Here is an 18,748-nt window from a genome sequence, read left to right on the forward strand (position 1 = left end):
CCATGTCCGGGCCACGAGCCAAGCGCTCGTTCACCGGCGCCGGGCGGGCACGCGGCCGGCTAGAGATCGGCGATCGGATTGGCGAGCGTGCCGGCGAACTGCAGATGGCCCGCCGGATCGTCGAGATCGATCATCTGCGCGTTGTTGCGCAGCTGCAGCCGATTGAGACAGGAGCGCTTGAACGCGGGCGCGAACAGGTCGTAACGCGCGAACTTGTCGGCGAACTCGGGATGCGCGGCCTGGTAGGCGCGCACGCAGTCGGCCACCCGCTGCCAGAAGGCCTGCGGCGGATAGTCGCACTCTTCGGCGAGGATGTCCGCGATATAGCGAAAGATCAGATCGAACAGATCGGTGAACAGGCTGAGCACCTTGAGCTCTTCCGGCACGGCGACCGCCAGTCGGGCGGCCTCGCCGGGCAGCTCGACGTCGGTGTTCATGATGCCCACCTCCTCGGCGATGTCCTTCATGATCGCGCGCACCGGCACGTTGTCCTCCAGTACGAGAATGATGTTCTCGCCGTGCGGCATGAACACGAGGTCATGCGCATAGAAGCAGTGCAGCAACGGGCTCATGTAAGCGTCGAGATAGCGCGACAGCCAGGCATCGATATCCAGCGGCGAGGCGTCGACGAGCGCGCCGATCACCGAGGCGCCCTCGGCATCGCGATGCAGCAGCGCGGCCATGGTCATGAGCCGCTGCGAGGCCTCGACCTGGTTGTACGGGCTTTCGCGCCAGAGCGCGGCGAGCATCTTGTTGGCGCCGTCGGTACTGGGCGCGGCGGCTTCGAAATGCGGGTGGCGATAGCCGATGGCGGCGACTTCGCGCAGGATCGTGAATCCCTTGTCACACAGGTAGGCGTCGCCGCGCAGCAGGCGATCGATCCAGTCGTTGATCTCGGGCGTGCCGCGCATGTAGTACGGCGACAGCCCGCGCGAGAATCCCATGTTGAGGATCGATAGCGCCATCTTCACGTAGCAGCGCGTGGGCGCGTCGCGGTTGAACAGCGTGCGGATGGACTGCTGCGCCTGGTAGGCGTTCTGGCTAAAACCAAGATAAACCAGCCGCTCGGCCGCGATCTCGCCGGCAAAGGCGTAGACGATGCGGTTGTGCCACTGCCACGGATGCACGGGCATGAAGCGATAGTCGGCGGCGTCCAGCCCGCGCGCTTCGAGGCGCTCGGCGAAGGCTGTGCGATCGGCGGCGTCCAGTTCGCCGGCGAGATGCTCGGCGTAGCTGCGATCGGCACTGCAAGTGAACTGGGCGCGGCTGACGTGGGCCGCGACCCAGACGAGGCGTATCGGCGCGGCGGCTTCGGGCGTATAGGCGCGGTAATCGATGCTGTCGAAACCCACGCGCCCGCTGTTGGCGATGAAGGCGGGATGGCCCTCGGTCATCGCCGCCTCGATCTGCTGGAAGTCGGCGTCGACGAAATCGCGCGCCCTTAGCCCGCCGGCGGCGAGCTTCCAGGCCAGGCTGTAGAGGGTGGCGGTGATCTCCTCGAGATACGTCGGCAGGGCCGCATCGCCGATGCCCAGCTGCGCGCGCAGTTCCAGCACGAGTTCGACGGCGTCGAGCGGCGCGGGGGCGCCGTCGACGGTCTTTTCCAGTGTCGCGGGCTCGATATGCCAGTGTTCGAGTGCGCGCACCGTGGCACGAAAACGATAGCGCACCCGCGCATCGTGGGTGGTCAGCGTGTAGACGGCCGAATCCGCGGCGTGCGGCTCGGTCTCGGGTACGGGGGCGATCAGTAGCTCGTGGCTGAACTCGGCGAGCATCTTCACGACCAACCGGGCGTTCGCGCGGGCCCAGGTGCCGGTATCGAGATGGGCGATGGCCTGTTCGGTTGCGACGATAGGCATGCGGCTCATGAGCGGGTCCTTGCTGCGGCGGCGGGGGCGTTGTGCGGGTGGGCCCGCGCGGCGGCATAGTCCGCACGGGTGCAGGTGGCGAACCACGCGGTCTTGCCGGGCAGTTCGACGCGGCGGTGATAGACGAAACCGGCACGGCGGTTGATCGGATGAATGCCTTCGTTGGCGACGTCCGGCTCGACCACGACGCGCTCGACCTGCGTATCGGCGAACAGGCAATCCATGATCTGGACGAACACCGCCCAGGTGAAACCGGGGATGCGCCTGTCCGCCGGGGCGACGAGCACGTGCATGCCGATATCGCCGGGCTGGACGTCGTAGTGCGCGCCGATGGCCTCGGCAGCCGGGGCGTAACGCTCCATGAGAAATGCCGGCACGCCGTCGTGCAGGCCGATGAAGGCATCGAAGTCGGCCGATGCGGCGAGCCGCAGGAAGTAGTCGCGAACCTGCGGCGCGGTTAGCGACTGCATACCCCAGAAGCGGGCGTGGTCGCTGCGCAGCCAGGCATGGGCCGTCGGTACGTGGCGCTCGATATCGAACGGCGTGATTGCCAGTTCGCCGATACCGGGAATCCGGCACGCCTGTATAACGCGGGTGTCGGTCAAGCTCGTCTCCTGTCAGGGCATGCAGTCAGTGCCGCGCGGCGAGGCGATTCAGGCCGGCGTACGGCGACGATTCACGGCCGGCGTATCCGGCGTTTGCACCGCAAACTGCTGAAAGGCGATACGCCGCTCGATCGGGTAATGCTCGACGCCGGTGAGCGCACGCAGAATGCAGGCGTTGCGATAGCAGGCCATGCCCAGATCCGGCGTGACGAAGCCGTGGGTATGGATCTCGGCGTTCTGAACGAAAATCTCGGCGTTCGCGTGGTCGACGGCGTAATCGCGCGACACGTCGAAGCGCCCCTGCTCGTCCCAGCGGATCCGATCGGCGATGCCGTCGATATAGTCCGGCACGCGATACGCAAACCCGGTGGCCAGCACCAGCGACGCGCTGCGATGGGTGAAACCCGCGCCCTGCTCGTGCTGAACGAAATCCAGTTCGATCGTGTCTCGAACGGCGTCGTGGCGGGCGTCGCGCAGTTCGACGTTGGCCTGCAGGCCGACGTCCAGGGTGCCGGCCACATCGCGCTCGTACATGAGGTCGTAGATGGCGTTGATCAGCGACTCGTCGATGCCCTTGTAGAGCGATTTGTGGTCCTCGCCGAGCCGGTGGCGGCGGTGTTCCGACAGGCCGTGGAAATAATCGACGTACTCCGGCGAGGTCATCTCCAGGGTGAGCTTGTCGTAGTTGAGCGCGAAAAAGCGCGGCGAACGGGTGAACCAGTCGAGCCGGTAGCCGTGCCGCGGCTGTTCGGCCAGCAGCGCATGGAAGACCTCGGCCGCGCTCTGGCCGCTGCCGACCACGGTGATCGACTCGCCGGCCTGCAGGCGTGCGCGCTCGTGGGCGAAGGCGCTGGCGTGCACCACGCGCCCGCCCAGTTCGCGGCAGCAGGCCGGCACATGCACGTCGGGCCCGGTGCCCAGTACCAGTGCGCGAGCATGCAGTTCGCGGCGCGCGCCGGTGGCGGTATCCGCGAGCGTGAGCGTGTAGCAGCCGGCAGCGGCGTCGTGGGCGACCGCCACCACGCGGGTGCCGAAGATCAGGTTGTCCAGCCGCTCGCAGACCCAGCGGCAGTACTGGTTGTACTCCGCGCGCAGCATATGGAACTGCTCGCGGATATAGAACGCGTAGATGCGCCCGGTCTGCTTGAGATAGTTGAGAAAGCTGTAGTCGCTGGTCGGGTCGGCGAGTGTGACCAGATCGGCCATGAACGGCGTCTGCAGGGTCGCGCCCTCCAGCAGCAGCCCGGGATGCCAATCGAAGTGATCGTTCTCGTCGATGAATACGGCGTCGAGATCGTCGATGGGCGCGGACAACGCAGCCAGGCCCAGATTGAACGGCCCGATGCCGATGCCGGCGACGTCGTGAATGTGCATGGCGGGCTCAACCATGACGGCGCCACTGCGCGTTGACGGCGGCCGAGCCCGGCACCGCGCCGACCGCGTTCGCCCGGCCATATTCGAGCACGAGATCGACGATCTCGCGCATCTGTTCGACCGTGGTCGCGGCGTTGAGCAGCGTGAACTTGAGATAGCGCCGGCCGCCGACCCGGGTCGCCGCGATCATGGCCTCGCCGTCGCGCGCGAGCTGCGCCCGGATCGCGGCGTTGAGGCGGTCGAGTTCGGCCTCGGACGTGGTCAGACACGGCCGGTAGCGGAACACGATCGTGCTCAGCTCGGGCCGGTGCAGCAGTTCCAGGCGCGGCTCGGCGAGCATGAGCTCGCAGGTGGCCCGTGCAAGCGCGATCGCGCCGTCGAAGGCCGCGCCCACCGCGTCCGCGCCGACCGTGCGCAGGGTCAGCCACAGTTTGAGAGCGTCGAAGCGCTTGGTCGTCTGCAGCGACTTGTTGACCTGATCGGGCGTGCCAGCCGCGGCCGCCTCGCGCGGGTTCAGATAGTCCGCATGATGGGTGACCAGACCGAGCTGCGCGCCGTCGGCGACGATGAACGCACTGCAGCTGACCGGCTGGAAGAACGACTTGTGATAGTCGACGGTCAGCGAATCCGCGCGTTCAAGCCCGGCGATGCGCGCCCGATGCGCGATCGACACCAGCAGCCCGCAGCCGTAGGCCGCATCCACGTGCAGCCAGAGATGCTGCGCGTCGCAGACCGCGCCGATCGGGCCGAGATCGTCCAGGCTGCCGAAGTCGGTGGTGCCAAGCGTGGCCACCACGGCGATCGGGATATCACCCTGCTCGCGGCTGTGCGCGATCGCACGCTCGAGCGCGGCCACGTCCATGCGCCGGGCGCTGTCGCAGGCCACGCCCACGACCGCCTCGTGGCCCAGGCCCAGCAGCGCGGCGGCCTTGGCCAGGCTGAAATGGCTCGCCTCGGAGACGAAGATTCGCAGGCGCGAGGCCGCCGCCGGCAGCCCGTGCGTCTGCACGCGGCCGTGGCCATATTCGCGCGCGCACCAAGCATCGCGCATGAGCAGCACGGCCATGAGATTCGATTGCGTGCCGCCGCTGGTGAACACGCCGTCGGCGGCCTCCGGCAGGCCGGCCCGGGCCGCCGTCCAGGCGATGAGCTTCTGCTCGATGAAGGTCGCACCTGCGCTCTGGTCCCAGGTATCCAGCGACGAGTTGATCGCGCTGAGCACCACCTCGGCCGCGACCGACGGCACCAGCACCGGGCAGTTCAGGTGCGCCGCATAGCGCGGATGATGAAAATACACCGCGTGGTCGAGATATAGCCGGCGCAGCTCGTCGAGCGCGGCCGGCATATCGCCCGGCGGCGTATCCAGATCGAGCGCCTCGAAATCGGGCGCCAGCTCGTCGGGCCGCACGCCGCTGTGCACATGCCGCGCCCGACGCAGGGCCGCCGCGACGGCGTCCGCCGCCTGGTGGACCTGATCGCGGTAAAGATCGAGATTGTGTTCGTTGAACAGCTGGGCGGAACGGGCGATCTCCGGATCGCCCGTGGCATCGGCACGGTCATGTATCGACGGTACCGGGGTCGAGGTGCGCATGGCGCCACCCTCCGTGTCGAGATAAAAACGCTTCGCCCCGCGCGCCGCGGCGCGCAGGCCCTGCCCCTCGTTCTTATTTCGATATCCGAACCGCGCCCGCCGCCGTGACGACAGCGGGCCGCGGCCCTGCGGCCGACTACCGCCTAGAACTGATAATCCAGCGTCGCGATCACCTCGCGGGCGTAGCCGTAGTAGCAGTTCGTCTGGCTGAAGCAGGCTTCGACATATTCCTTGTCGAAGACGTTGTTGGCGTTGAGCCGCAGCGTGGCGCCGTCCATCGACGGCGCGAATTCGCCGAGCTTCACGCTGACCATGGCGTCGGCGAGCGTGTAATCGGGCACGGTCAGCGTGTTCGCGCTATCGGCATAGCTTTCGCCGACATAGCGCACGCCCGCGCCCACGTCGATCGCAGGCGTAAGATCGTATTTCGCCCAGGCCGAGGCCAGGTCGTCCGGCGTGCGGGTGAAGGTGTTGCCTTCGATCACGCCCAGGTCGGGGAAGTTGTCGGCATACTCGACGTTGCTGTGCGAATAGGAGGCAATCACGTTGATGCGGTCGGTGATATCCGCCCGCGCCGACAATTCGATGCCCTGGGATTCCACATCACCCACGCTGTCGAAGCGCGCCGGTTCCACCTGGAATCGCTGCTGCACGTTTTCCTGGGTCAGGTCGTAGACCGCCAGCGTAAACATGGCGTCGACGCCCGGCGGCTGGTACTTCAAACCCGCCTCGTACTGGTGGCTTTCGACCGGCGACGCGATCTCGCCGTTGAACGGCGTATAGGCGCTGGGGTTGAAACCTTCGCTATACGAAACATACGGCGACAAGCCAACCCGCGATTGATACAGCAACGCCGCGCGACCGGTGAAGGCATCGTCGCTTCGCTCCAGGCGTTCGCCGGTCGAGCCGGTAGTGTATTCGCGTTTGAGATAGTCCTGACGGCCGCCGAGCACCAGATGGAAACGATTCCATTCCATCTGATCCTGCAGATAGAAGCCGACCTGGCGTGTCTTCCGGTCGTTGGCCGGCGCGAGACTATCGTCATCGAGAATCGGATCGCCGCCGTAATCGGGATCGAACGACTCGAGCGGGCTCGCGAGGTAGCCGCTGGCGTAGCGAACCGAGTTTTCGCGTTCTTCGTAGCCGAAACCGGCCACCATCCGGTGCTCGATCTCACCGGTATCGAAACCGAACTCGGCGTAGTTGTCGAAGCTGATCGAAGTCAGATCCTCTTCCGCGCGGGAGTAGAAGCGATCGAGAGCGTTGGGTGAAAACTGGTCGTAATAGCCGGCCGGGATTCCGGGCGTATTGTCCTCGCGGAAATCGAGTGTTGCCTGCGGCACATCGGCAAGAAAGCCGTTCTGATAGACCTGTTCGAGCGACGTTTCGACCTCGGCATAACGCCCCTTCGAGGTCAGCGTCACGTTGTCGTTGACTTCGTGGTCGAGCTGGAAGGAGAACATATTGATATCGCGATCGAAGGTTTCGTAATTGCGTGCGGCATCGACCCATTCATCATCGACCGTGCGCCCGAACCGATCGCCGTTCACACTGATGTCGTAAGGCACCGAGCCGTGAAAACCGCCCTCGGGATCACGCTGGACATAGGCCTGGAGCAGCAGCGAGGTGTCGTCGGCGAGATTGAAGTCCACCTGCGGCATGATCGTGAAGCGCTCGCGCTCGACCACGTCGTACTGGGTGTCACTGGTCTCACCGCTGACCGTCACGCGGTAGTTGCCGATCTCGGGATTCGGCAGCGGCCCGGTCAGGTCCAGACCGGCGCCGTAGGTGCCGAAGCTGCCGCCGTAGACGCGCGCCAGGCCCTGCTGCTCGGCCAGCGGCTTCTTGGTCACGTAGTTGACCAGACCGCCGGGCTGCGCGCGGCCGTAGAGCGCCGACAGCGCGCCCTTGATGACGTCGATGCGCTCGAGAAAGAACGGATCGATCTGGATATTGGAATATGCGCCCGGGTCGTTGGCCAAGCGTAGCCCGTCCAGGAAGGTGTTGTTCACATCGCCGCCGGGAAAGCCGCGCAGCGCGATGGTGGTCTGGCGCGACGACGAACCGGCCAGGCCGGTGAACACGCCGGGGGTGTAGCGCAGCGCGTTGTTGATGGTGCGCGCGCCCTGGTCCTCGACCTGTTCGCGCGGGACCACGTCGATGGCCTGCGGGGTCTGGATGAGCGGCGTGTCGGTCTTGGTGGCCGCGCGGGTGGCGTCGGCCGAATAGCCGGTGGTCGGCGCATCGGCGCTGTTGATCGCCTCGCCCTGGACCATGAGCGGATCCAGGGACTGCGAGCCCAGACGGTCGTTCGTCGCAGCGCCCGAGCCGCCGCTACCGATTTCGCCCAGCGACTCGGTGCGCTGGGCGTCGCCGTCCGTGTCGCCCACCTGGGCGAGCGCGAGCACGGGCAGCGCCGACATGCCAAGCCCGAGTGCGCCGCATGCCAGGACGCGAACCCACGGCCGCGCCCCCGCGTGATCGCGACCAAACTCTACCGTATCCATCCCCATTCTCCCTGGTGAGCGAGCCCGGCCCCATCAGGACGATCGGCCGGGCCGCGTGATAATGAGAATGATTATTATTTAAATCGCACGCATGGGTCAAATAAGACGTATTCGCAACCGTGGGGCACGCTGTACCCGGGCTCGGCGCCTGCCGATAGGCGGGCACCGGGCCCGCGGGGCTGGGTCGCCGCGCCGGCCGCGCGCTCAGGTGTTGAGGATCACGCCGCCGTTCAGATGCAGCGTCTGACCGGTCATGTAGGACGACTCCCGGCTGGCGAGATAGACGTAGGCCGGGCCGATCTCACTCGGCTGGGCGGCCCGGTCCATCGGCACCTGGCCGCCGAAGTGCGCGGTCTTCTCGGGCCCGAAGCTGGCGGGGATGAGCGGCGTCCAGACCGGCCCGGGCGCGACCGCGTTCACACGGATGCCCTCATCGACCAGGGACTGCGCCAGCGACCGCACCAGGCCCTGGATCGCGCCCTTGGTGGCCGAATAGTCGATCAGGGTGTCGTTGCCCTTGAAGGCGTTCACCGAGGAGGTGGCGATGATGGTGTCGCCTTCGCCCAGATGCGGCACCGCGGCCTTGGCCATGTGGAAATGGCTGAAGATATTGGTCTGGAAGGTGCGCAGCAGCTGGTCCTCGGGGATCCGGGTGACGTCGTTCCAGTCGTACTGTTCGGCCGCGTTGTTGACGAGGATGTTGATCCGGCCGAAGCGCTCGAGCGTGCGCTCGACCACCTCGCGGCAGAAGTCCGCATCGCCCACATCGCCGCGCAGCAGTTCGCAGCGGCGCCCGCGCGCCTCGACCAGCCGCCCGGTCTCGCGCGCGTCGTCGTCCTCGTCGAGATACACCAGCACCACATCCGCGCCCTCGGCGGCATAGTGCACCGCCACCGCGCGGCCGATGCCGCTGTCGCCGCCGGTGATCACGGCCACGCGGTCCTGCAGCCGGCCGGTGCCCTGATAGTCGGCGCGGATGTATTCCGGCTCGGGCGTCATCTCGCCCTCGTCGCCGGGCTGGGTCTGCTGCGACTGGGCGGGGAACTGCTTGTCACTCATGGGGCGAACCTCGATTGCGAAAAGGTCCGTCCAAGGCTAGGTCGTGGCCGCGGAGACGCCTATACGCGTTATTCCCGATGCGCCGCGGCGGCCGGCGTGCCGCTCAAGCCACGGGCGCGGCGTTCAATAGAAGATCGCCACGTTCTGGCGGCCGGCCACCACCGGCTCGCCCGCCCGATTCCATATCGTCATCGCCTGCGAGGAATAACCGTCGCGCGTGGCATCGGCGGTGCTCCGGCACAGCCACCAGCCGTCGTCGGTGCGCGGATCGCCGGTGAGCAGATCGAACATCCAGGTCATGGTGCTGATCGGCGCCGGCTCGACGAAGCTGGCCATGGCGGCCGGCGGCAGCGCGTCGGCCAGCGCCACCAGGCCGACGAGCGAATCCGCCATGGTCGTGTCCTTGTGCTGCAGCCAGACGGTGAAGTCGGCGGCGTCCGCACCGGACATGGGCAGGCCGCCGGCCGCATGTCGGCTGTTGAAATGCTGCGCGAAGTTGGGGCCGAGATGGCGGCCGTCGACGCCGCGACGAAAGAAGGGATCGCTGGTTTCCGGCCCGCTGACGGCCGGCGCGAGCGGGCCGCCTGCGGCCAGGCGCGAATCACGCGCCGCACCGAAGCATAACGCCGCACGCACGGCGAGCCGGCCGCCGCTGACGATATCCACGCTCACGAATGCGGTGGATTTGCCGCGCCGGTCCAGCACCGGCCGCAGCTCCACGTCGCTGCCCGCCGGCCCGATGAAAGTGAGCTGGACCGAGCGCAGCGGCGGCAGCGCGTCGAGCGCACCGTGGGCCGAGTGCAGCGCCAGCGCCGCGGACAGGCCGCCATAGACCGCGCGCCCCTGCAGCCAGTCCGCGGGGATCTGCACGCGATGACCGCTCTCGGTGGCCGTAAACCCGGCCAGCAGTTCGGACAGTGGCGTGCGCTCGGCGGATTCACTCATGCAGTCGACTCCCGGTCGAAGTGGGCAAAGCACGCTAGCCTAGCGCAGCCGCGCGCGCGGGCCCAGATGCACCACGGCGCCCGGCCCGTCGGGGCGGGCCGCCGATGAACAATCGACCCGGGGCGCACCGCGGCGTTGCCCGTCCGGATCGTGGCGTGCCACGACCCGGGCTCGCAACGCCGCCAACCGCCCATGGTCATTGCATGAGCGGTCCAGCTCGCCGGAAAAAGCCCGCACGAATCAACAAGATGCGGCAATCCAGCGTTGTAGCACGCTGGTGCAGAGTGACTGCTCGGCGCGCATGACGCGTCGTCTTGCCGCCCATGCTCTATTTTTCAGGACGCGACGCGCTTGGCGCCGACGCGTACGAAACCTCAGCAGCCCCTATACCACGAGCGTGCGCCGCATCTCGGCGAGCGACTCGAAGAAATAGGCCGGATGCTCGGCCAGCAACTCCTCGCGGCTGCCGTAGCCGTAGCCGACCGCAGCACTGGCGATGCCGTTGTGGTGCGCACCGATCAGATCGAACCGGCGGTCGCCGATCATGAGCACGTCGGCGGCCCGCAGTTTTTCCTCGCGCAGGATATGGGCGATCAGCGCGTGTTTCTCGGCCCGCTGGCCGTCGAGCTCGCTGCCGTAAACGTTGCTGAAGAAACCGTCGAGATCGAAGTGGGCCACGATCTTGCGCGCGAAGAACCAGGGCTTGGAGGTGGCCACGAACAGCTGGCGCCCGCCCCGCTTGAGGGCGGCCAGCAGATCGCGGATGCCGTCGTAGGGGCGGTTCTCGAACATGCCGTCGCGGGCGAAGCGCTCGCGGTAGTCCGTCACGGCCTGCCAGGCGCAAGCATCGTCCATGCCGTAGAACTGCATGAACGCATCCTTGAGCGGGGGCCCGATGAAGCACTCCAGCCGGGCCAGATCGTCGATCCGGATGTTCTGGCGCGCCAGCGCGAACTGCACGCAGCGCGTGATGCCCTCGCGCGGGTCGGTCAGCGTGCCGTCCAGATCGAACAATAGTACCTTGTGTTGCATACGCACCTGTCGGACGCCCTCGAACTGGGGAGGACGCTTTGTGTTGTCTACGCGCGCGCTCCGGCCCCCCGGCCTGTTCGCTCATAAGCAAGAACCCGGCCGATTCTGCCGGGCGCGGGCGGGCGGCCGCCAGCACCGACCCGCCGGCGGGCCCGTCCGCGGCTTCGGTGCGGCACGCCGCATCCGGGTCTGGATGCTGGTCGTCACCGTCCTCGCCGGCTGTGCGGGGCCGCGCCCAGCGCCAACGCCGTCCGGCGTTGCCGAGCCGCCAGCCGAGGCCGCCGCGCCCGTCTATCAATCCGGCGAGGCCGCCTACTATGGCGCCCGTTTCGCCGGGCGCACGACCGCCAGTGGCGAAGCCTTCGACCCGCAGGCGCTGACCGCCGCCCACCGCCGCCTCGCCCTGGGCACACGGGTGCGTGTGACCAACGTCGACAACGGACGCACCGTCACCGTGCGCATCAACGACCGCGGCCCCTATGCCGACGGCCGCATCATCGACCTGTCGCGCGCGGCCGCCGAACGTCTGGGCATGATCGAAAGCGGCGTGGCGACCGTGGAGCTGCGGCGTATCGACTGAACCCGCGGGACAACCGCGCCCGCGCTAGGCGCGATCGATACGCGCCGGCCCGCAGGGTGGGCGGGCCCGCCGGCCATCTTCTGACACGGCGGCTCGCCGCCGCGAACGGGGGGCGATGCTGCGACGTCGGGCGATCCGCTCTGCCGGGCCGGAATGCGGCGTCCGTCGCGACCCGGCATCACGACGCCGGGCCGTGTCGTGCCATCCCTGTCACCTATTATCACGGCGTTTCGCAGCGGCGACACCGCCTGGCCCGGCGTCGGAAATCCCCTCGGCTGGCGACCCCGGACTTGCCAGTCCGCCGGCCTCGGTCAAGGCGGCATGCCGGACCGGCGCGGGGTACGGTAGCGCTCGACCGGCTCAGCCGCGGTCTTCCGCCGCATGGGCAGCGCTTGTCCGTGATTCGATCGTGAGGCGCGAGCCAGGTTGTGGGGCAAGGCGGGGCGTCGTGCGCGCCGCGCCGGCGTCTACGCCACCGGGCTAGAACGCTGGGTTGCGGCACAAAAGCGGTTGCCCCGAAGGATTGGGCCGCCCAATAACAATCAACCATGGGCGCGCTGCGGCGTGGCCCGTCTCGATCGGGGCGCCCCACGACCGGCGACTCCCGCCTTGCCGCACGCGATGTGCCGGCTCCACGCGACGCTCGTATGACGTGTCAACAGGCGCTAGACCTGTCCCGCGGCGTGGCGCCCCGCACAGCGCCCCGAGAAGATGCAGCCGCCGAGAAAGCTACCCTCGAGCGCGTTGTAGCCGTGATGGCCGCCCCCGCCGAAGCCGGCCACCTCGCCGGCGGCGTAGAGCCCCGGTATCGGCGTCATGTGGGCATCCAGCACCTGGCCGTCCACGTTGGTGTGCAGCCCACCGAGCGTCTTGCGCGTGAGGATATGCAAACGCACCGCGATCAGCGGCCCGTTGGCGGGATCGAGCAGTTTGTGCGGCGTGGCGGTGCGGAACAGTCTGTCGCCGATATAGCGGCGCGCGCCGTGGATGGCCGTGATCTGCGCGTCCTTCGAATAGGGATGGTCGATCTCGCGGTCCCGGGCGGCGATCTGGCGCGCCAGCGCGTCGCGGTCGATGCGATCGTTGCCCGCAAGCCGGTTCATGCCGGCCACCAGCGCGTCCAGGTTGTCGGCGACGACGAAATCCTCGCCGTGCCACTTGAAGGCCTCGACCGGCGCCGGCGCGCCTTTCGACAGACGGCTCTTGAGCACTTCGGACCACCGCTGCGACGTCATGTCCGGATTCTGCTCGGAGCCGGAGAGCGCGAACTCCTTCTCGATAATCTTCTGGGTGAGCACGAACCAGGAATAATCGTGGCCGGTGGCCAGGATGTGCTTGAGCGTGGCGAGCGTATCGAAGCCCGGCAGGCAGGGCGCGGGCAGGCGCGCGCCGTCGGCGTCGAACCACAGCGACGACGGCCCTGGAATGATGCGGATGCCGTGGGCCGGCCAGATCGGGTCCCAGTTGGCGATGCCCTCGGTGTAGTGCCACATGCGATCGCCGTTGATCACCTCGGCGCCGGCCGCCCGCGCGACCTCCAGCATGCGCCCGTCGACGTGGTGCGGCACGCCCGAGAGCATGTGCCGCGGCGGCGCGCCGAGCCGCTCGACCGGCCAGTGACGGCGCACCAGCTCGTGGTTGCCGCCGATGCCGCCCGAGGTCACGATCACCGCGCCGGCGGCGTACTCGAAGGTGTCGACGACATCGCGGCTGGAGCGCTCGCCGCGGGCCACGCCGTCGTCGGCCAGCACCTCGCCGGCCACGCCCGTGACGCGGCCGGCGGTCGTGAGCAATCGGCTGACACGATGGCGAAACGCCAGCCGCAGTCGCCCGCCGGCCTCGTGGGCGCGCACGCGACGCTCGAACGGGGCGACCACGCCGGGCCCGGTGCCCCAGGTGATGTGAAAACGCGGCACGGAATTGCCGTGCCCGTGTGCGAGACCGCCGCCGCGCTCCGCCCAGCCCACGACCGGAAACCAGCGCATGCCCTGGGCAGCGAGCCAGGGGCGCATCTCGCCCGCCGCGAAATCGACGAAGGCCTCGGCGGCGCGCCGTGGCCAGTAGTCCACCGGCCGATCGAAGGCCGCGGATCCCAGCCAGTCCTGCAGGGCGAGCTCGGCGCTGTCGCGGATGCGCATCCGGCGCTGCTCCGGACTGTCGACAAGAAACAACCCGCCGAGCGACCAGTGCGCCTGGCCGCCCACTGAATTCGCGCCCTCCTGCTCCACGATCAGCACCTGCCGGCCGGCATCGGCCAGTTCCGCGGCCGCGACCAGACCGGCCAGGCCCGCCCCGACGACGATCGCATCCACTGTGGTTGCCATGACGGTTGTCTCCCTGTCGCCGCGCCCGCTCGCCGCGAGTGTATCGCGCCGATCGGCGCCGTTAGTCACGCGCGATCAGCCAGTCGGCGATCCGGCCCCAGGTCTCGGTCCGTGCCGTGGCGCTCGATACGATGCCGACATGGCCGCCGCGAACGGTCTCGCAGGTGATGTCCGGGCTGGCCACGAAACGCGTCATCGCGCGGCTGCACGCCGGAGTGACAATCGCGTCGCCGCGGCCCGTGATGTTGTAGATGGGCACGTCGACCGCAGCCAGCGTCGGGGCCTCGCCCGCCACCGGTAGCCGCCCGGAACCCAGTACGTTGTCCACCCAGAGCCGATCGATGAAGTCCGCCACCACGCCGCCGGGGTAGGCGACCATGTCGTCCAGAAAGGCGGCCTGCGTGGCATGCGCTCGCACCGCCGCTGCGTCATGCAGATTGCGCAGCAGCCGAAAATAGCTCTTCGCGCTGGCCGCCGGGCTGGTGGCCTTGAACACCACTGCGTTGAGCCAGCCGGGGGATCGCAGCAGCCCCGGCGGCAACCGATGGGCATCGAGGCCGGTCCAGCACCGCAGCCATCGCGCCCGCCGCGACAGCGCCCGGTAACGTTCGCCGAGGACGCCGTTGTCGTGATAGTCCACGGGCGTGCCGACCAGCACCAGATTCGCGATATCACCGGGTGCCGCCTGCGCCGCGTGGCACAGGCTGAACAGGCCGCCGAAGCTCCAGCCGTGGAGGGACACGGCGCGCACGCCGCTGTGCGCGCGGACGCGCTCGAGCATGGCCGGCAGCAGCGCCCCGAAATAGTCGGCAAGGCCGAACCGGTCCTCGGCCCGGCCGGGCTCGCCCCAGTCCACCAGATACAGCTCGAAGCCGCGAGCGCGCAGATAGCGCACCAGGCTGCGCTGTGGAAACAGATCGTAGACCCGCATGTTGACCGCCAGCGGCGGCACCAGCACCAGTGGCGTGCGAGGCCCCTGCCGGACCGCCGACTGCCGGCTGCCGAGGCCTTCGATACCGGAGGCCGCCAGCGGCGGGTAGTAGCGCAGGCGCACCGCCCCCCGCGAATGGATCACGGTGAACGGCGTCTGCCCGGCCTCGATGAGTGAGCCGCGATCGAACAGATACCGGCATGCGTGTTCGAGGCGCATCCCGCTGCGCCTGAGCCGTGTGGCGACGCGGTCCCGGACCGCGGTGATCGACGAAGCCATGCCGTTGCATCCCCCAGGGCTTATCCGAAAAGGCGTCATTTTAGCTTACCGCGATCGGATCGCCTGATTGAATCCCGACGTGGTCGCACTAACGTTGGGCCATACAGCTATCCACGGAGCATTCCATGCAGTACCGCACACTCGGCAACTCGGGCCTGCGCGTCTCACAGCTCACCCTCGGCACCATGACCTTCGGCGGCGAAGGCTTCATGGCCAAGGTGGGCGACACCGACGTCGACGGCGCCCGCCGGCTGATCGACCAGAGCATCGACCACGGCGTAAACTTCTTCGATACCGCCAACATGTATTCGGCGGGGCTGTCCGAAGAGATTCTCGGCAAGGCCCTCGGCGACAAGCGCAACGACGTGCTGCTCACCACCAAGGTGCGCTTCCCCATGGGCGACGGCCCCAACGACGGCGGCCTGTCTCGCCTGCATATCCGCGATCAGGTCGAGGCCAGCCTCAAGCGACTGAACACCGACCATATCGATCTCTACCAGATGCACATGTGGGACGGCGTGACGCCGCTCGAGGAAACGCTGCAGACGCTCGACACACTCGTCGGCCACGGCAAGATCCGCTACTACGGCATCTCCAACTTCTCGGCCTGGCAGGCGATGAAGGTGATGGCCGTCTGCGAGCGCGAAGGCTTCACCAAGCCGATCAGCCAGCAGATCCACTACACGCCGCAGGCACGCGAGGCCGAGTACGAACTCATGCCGATGGCCCACGACGCCGGGCTGGGGACCATGATCTGGAGCCCGCTGGCCGGCGGTCTGCTCTCCGGCAAGTACCGCCGCGATCAGGCCACGCCCGAAGGCACGCGTATTTCCGAAGGCTGGGACGAGCCGCCGATTCACGACGAAACGCGCCTGTTCGACCTGATCGAGACACTCGTGGAAGTCGGCGACGCCCACGGCGTATCCGCAGCCCAGGTCGCGCTGGCCTGGATCACCGCCCGTCCGGGCGTGACCACCGCCGTGATCGGCGCACGCAAGGCACATCAGCTGGAAGACAATCTCGCCAGCGCCGAGCTCGAGCTCAGCGACGACGAGCAGGCCGCGATCGAGAAGGTCAGCCGGCCGCATCTGCTCTATCCCTACTGGCACCAGGCGCTGCACGCCTCCGATCGCTTCAGCGCCGCGGATTGGGTGCTGCACGCGGCCCATGCCGAGGACTACACGAGCTGAACGCCGCACCCGCCCGGCCAGCCCCGGCCAGCCATGGAGAAGGCGCCGCCCACGCGGCGCCTTTTTTTGTGGGCATGAGCCATCCGCGTGCGACCATGCGCCGGTGATCGACCTGCATGCCCATTCCACTCGTTCCGACGGCCGCCTGACGCCGGGCACGCTCGTCGCCCGTGCGGCCGAGGCCGGCGTGACCACTTTCGCGCTCACCGACCACGACACCACGGACGGCCTCGCCGACGCCCGCGCCGCGGCCGATGCGCATGGCATGTGCTTCGTCAACGGCGTCGAGATCTCGGTGACCTGGCAGCGGCGCACGCTGCATATCGTGGGGCTGGCCTTCGACGTCGACGACGCCGGATTGGGCGCGGGCCTCGCCCGCCTTCAGCACACGCGCCGCGAACGCGCCGAACGCATCGCCCACAAGCTGGAGAAATGCGGCGTCGCCGACGCCCTTCCCCGCGCGCAGGCGCTGGCGGGGGACGGCCAGATCACGCGCCCGCATTTCGCCCGCCTGCTGATCGAGGACGGCGTCTGTCGCGATAACGCCCAGGCCTTCAAGCGCCACCTGCGCCCGGGGCGCGACGCCCACGTCGCGGTCGAGTGGGCCCCGCTGGAAGACGCGGTGGCCTGGATTCAGGGCGCGGGCGGCATCGCGGTGCTGGCCCACCCTTTCGGCTACGGCTTTTCCGCGGTCTGGCGCCAACGTGCGATCGCGGCCTTCGCACAAGCCGGCGGCGACGCTCTGGAGATCAGTACCGGCACCACCGACCGCCAGCAGGAAATCACCGCCGCCCGCAACGCCGCGCAGCATGGCCTCGCGGGCTCGTTGGGCTCCGACTTTCATGCGCCCGAGCAGTTCTGGCTCGGCCTCGGCCGGCTGCGCGCGCTGCCGGGTGACCTGCCCGCGGTCTGGCAGGATCGGCGCTTTCCTGGGGCCGGCGCCGCAGAGTGAGGGAAGGCGCCAACGATACGCTCCGCGTTGCCACGGCCGCGCCCCGCGCGCACTATGCAAGCGGGGATAACTACAAGAAACAATCGTGAACCACATCGAGATTCACCGCCCGTGCCTGCGCGCGTGTCGGGGCGGCGCGGCCGTATGGCTGGCCGTGGCCGGCATCGTCAGCCAAGCCAGCGCGGACGTCGGCCCGGACGACGAGATCTATTCGTCGCGGGTCGAAGCCGGCGAGTTCGAGGTGGGCGTGCGTTATTACGACCTCAGTGGCAACGGCACGGACGACGGCGCGAACGCGACCCACGAAACCCGCCCCGAGATCGGCTACAGCCCCACCGGTTTCTGGCGTGCGAGCGTATCGCCGGTCCTCGTCAACGGCCCGCGCTCGGCGACTCACCTGCACCAGATCCAGATCGAAAACGTGTTCGCCCTGCCCGGCAACGGCGACGGCCTCTGGCCGGACACGGGACTGTTCCTGTCCTATGAGATCGGCACCATCGACGATTCCGAGGATGAACTCGTGCTCGGCCCGGTGTTCGAGAAACGGCTCGCTCACTGGCTGCTGAGCGCCAACATATTTCTCGACCGGGCCATGGTCAGCGCACCCGACGTGGGTCTGAGCTATGGCTGGCAGGCCCGCTGGCACCCACCCGCCGGGCCGCTCGATCTCGGCGTGCAGGGCTTCGGCGAACACGAGTTCCTGACCGAGGACGACGAGGACGAGAGCGAGAACCCCCATGCGCCGCGCTACGCGCCGGACCATCGTGCCGGCCCGGCGCTGTTCGGCGAACTGGCGATCGGCGGCGACGCACAGCTTAGCTACCAGCTCGGCCTGCTGTTCGACCTCGACGACGACGCCGCCGACCGCACCCTGCGGCTGGCGGTGGAGTACGCGTTCGCGCGCTAGCGCCGGGTCGTCACGCCGCGCGGCGCCACCCGGCGCTTTGCGGCTCCTCGATCCGGGGCGTGCTATACCCACCGTGCAGGCGCAGAAGCGGCGGCGCGGGTACATACGGCTGCGCTTGGTATCGGCCGGTTATGGCCCCCGAGATCCAAACAACCGCCGCGCGCCTTGTTTTTACATCTGGCCCGACGACCCGGCACTTGGTCGGACTGGTTCGGACGCCGTCGCGGGCCTTCGCCTGACGAATACGCGCATCGCTTTCGTACCCCAACCCGACGCCAGCGTCTGCCGGTTGGATCGTGCGTTCGGCCGCCCGGCAACCTCCAATCGCCACCGGCGGTATCGACTCGCCACGCGGCCGAACCGGCGTCACGGGCCTCGTCGTCACGGCCCGTGAGGCGGGCGTCGGCCGTTGCCGGCCCGAGCTGCGCCTGCCTCCGCGATATTGCTCGGCCGATAGCGGGTGCGGTGCTACGCGTGTTCGATTCCCCTCAGGTGAACAGCAGTCCTAGGGCGTGTCGTCACGAAATTTTGAGCCATAAGCAGAGACACGCGATCTGAGCTTGGGCCAGGAACGACGAGAGTCGTTTGGCGTAGCGCGTCGCGA

Annotated in this window: 14 protein-coding genes; 4 read left to right on the forward strand and 10 right to left on the reverse strand. The window is 68.1% G+C overall.

The window, feature by feature from the left end:
* Window positions 1–59 precede the first annotated feature (59 nt).
* From SAOR_RS09930 to SAOR_RS09965, 8 genes are all read right to left on the reverse strand, one after another.
* Window positions 60–1,868 carry an IucA/IucC family protein gene (locus SAOR_RS09930; RefSeq protein ID WP_123631285.1) on the reverse strand — a complete coding sequence of 603 codons (1,809 nt, stop codon included), beginning with the start codon at window positions 1,866–1,868 and terminating at the stop codon, window positions 60–62.
* Complete coding sequence (locus SAOR_RS09935) at window positions 1,865–2,473, reverse strand: GNAT family N-acetyltransferase (RefSeq protein ID WP_123631286.1); 609 nt, start codon at window positions 2,471–2,473, stop codon at window positions 1,865–1,867. Before SAOR_RS09935 ends, SAOR_RS09930 begins: the two co-directional genes overlap by 4 nt.
* A 48-nt stretch (window positions 2,474–2,521) precedes the next feature.
* Complete coding sequence (locus tag SAOR_RS09940) at window positions 2,522–3,847, reverse strand: lysine N(6)-hydroxylase/L-ornithine N(5)-oxygenase family protein (RefSeq protein ID WP_245965437.1); 1,326 nt, start codon at window positions 3,845–3,847, stop codon at window positions 2,522–2,524.
* Window positions 3,848–3,854: 7 nt separating this feature from the next.
* Window positions 3,855–5,438 carry a pyridoxal phosphate-dependent decarboxylase family protein gene (locus tag SAOR_RS09945; protein WP_123631288.1) on the reverse strand — a complete coding sequence of 528 codons (1,584 nt, stop codon included), beginning with the start codon at window positions 5,436–5,438 and terminating at the stop codon, window positions 3,855–3,857.
* 143 nt (window positions 5,439–5,581) lie between these two features.
* Entirely contained in the window at window positions 5,582–7,861 is a 2,280-nt protein-coding gene (locus SAOR_RS09950; protein WP_185015631.1) for a TonB-dependent siderophore receptor, read from the reverse strand.
* Window positions 7,862–8,149: 288 nt separating this feature from the next.
* Entirely contained in the window at window positions 8,150–9,004 is an 855-nt protein-coding gene (locus SAOR_RS09955; RefSeq protein ID WP_123631290.1) for an SDR family oxidoreductase, read from the reverse strand.
* A gap of 123 nt (window positions 9,005–9,127) precedes the next feature.
* Complete coding sequence (locus tag SAOR_RS09960) at window positions 9,128–9,949, reverse strand: thioesterase family protein (RefSeq protein ID WP_123631291.1); 822 nt, start codon at window positions 9,947–9,949, stop codon at window positions 9,128–9,130.
* Window positions 9,950–10,333: 384 nt separating this feature from the next.
* Window positions 10,334–10,981: an HAD hydrolase-like protein gene (locus SAOR_RS09965; RefSeq protein ID WP_123589381.1), complete on the reverse strand. Its 648-nt coding sequence runs from the start codon at window positions 10,979–10,981 to the stop codon at window positions 10,334–10,336.
* A gap of 193 nt (window positions 10,982–11,174) precedes the next feature.
* Here SAOR_RS09965 and SAOR_RS09970 point away from each other — a divergent pair, with 193 nt between their 5' ends.
* The gene (locus SAOR_RS09970; protein ID WP_123631292.1) at window positions 11,175–11,561 is read left to right on the forward strand and encodes a septal ring lytic transglycosylase RlpA family protein; all 387 of its coding nucleotides are present in this window, start codon (window positions 11,175–11,177) and stop codon (window positions 11,559–11,561) included.
* A 665-nt stretch (window positions 11,562–12,226) separates the two neighbouring features.
* On the opposite strand, the gene SAOR_RS09975 is transcribed toward SAOR_RS09970, so the two are convergent.
* Together SAOR_RS09975 and SAOR_RS09980 are read right to left on the reverse strand one after the other, a co-directional pair.
* Window positions 12,227–13,885, reverse strand: a complete 1,659-nt coding sequence (locus SAOR_RS09975; RefSeq protein WP_123631293.1) for an FAD-binding dehydrogenase — start codon at window positions 13,883–13,885, stop codon at window positions 12,227–12,229.
* A 61-nt stretch (window positions 13,886–13,946) separates the two neighbouring features.
* Window positions 13,947–15,095 carry an alpha/beta fold hydrolase gene (locus SAOR_RS09980; protein WP_123631294.1) on the reverse strand — a complete coding sequence of 383 codons (1,149 nt, stop codon included), beginning with the start codon at window positions 15,093–15,095 and terminating at the stop codon, window positions 13,947–13,949.
* 125 nt (window positions 15,096–15,220) lie between these two features.
* On the opposite strand from SAOR_RS09980, the gene SAOR_RS09985 reads away from it, so the two are divergent.
* The 3 genes from SAOR_RS09985 (at window position 15,221) to SAOR_RS09995 (ending at window position 18,144) form a co-directional block, all read left to right on the forward strand.
* Entirely contained in the window at window positions 15,221–16,285 is a 1,065-nt protein-coding gene (locus SAOR_RS09985) for an aldo/keto reductase (RefSeq protein ID WP_123631295.1), read from the forward strand.
* Window positions 16,263–17,237, forward strand: coding sequence for a PHP domain-containing protein (locus tag SAOR_RS09990; RefSeq protein ID WP_123631296.1), 975 nt, complete (start codon window positions 16,263–16,265; stop codon window positions 17,235–17,237). Before SAOR_RS09985 ends, SAOR_RS09990 begins: the two co-directional genes overlap by 23 nt.
* An 85-nt stretch (window positions 17,238–17,322) precedes the next feature.
* Window positions 17,323–18,144: a hypothetical protein gene (locus SAOR_RS09995; RefSeq protein ID WP_123631297.1), complete on the forward strand. Its 822-nt coding sequence runs from the start codon at window positions 17,323–17,325 to the stop codon at window positions 18,142–18,144.
* Window positions 18,145–18,748 lie beyond the last annotated feature (604 nt).

Origin of the sequence: Salinisphaera orenii subsp. orenii MK-B5 (genome assembly GCF_003788635.1) — a bacterium.
Taxonomy (GTDB): domain Bacteria; phylum Pseudomonadota; class Gammaproteobacteria; order Nevskiales; family Salinisphaeraceae; genus Salinisphaera; species Salinisphaera orenii.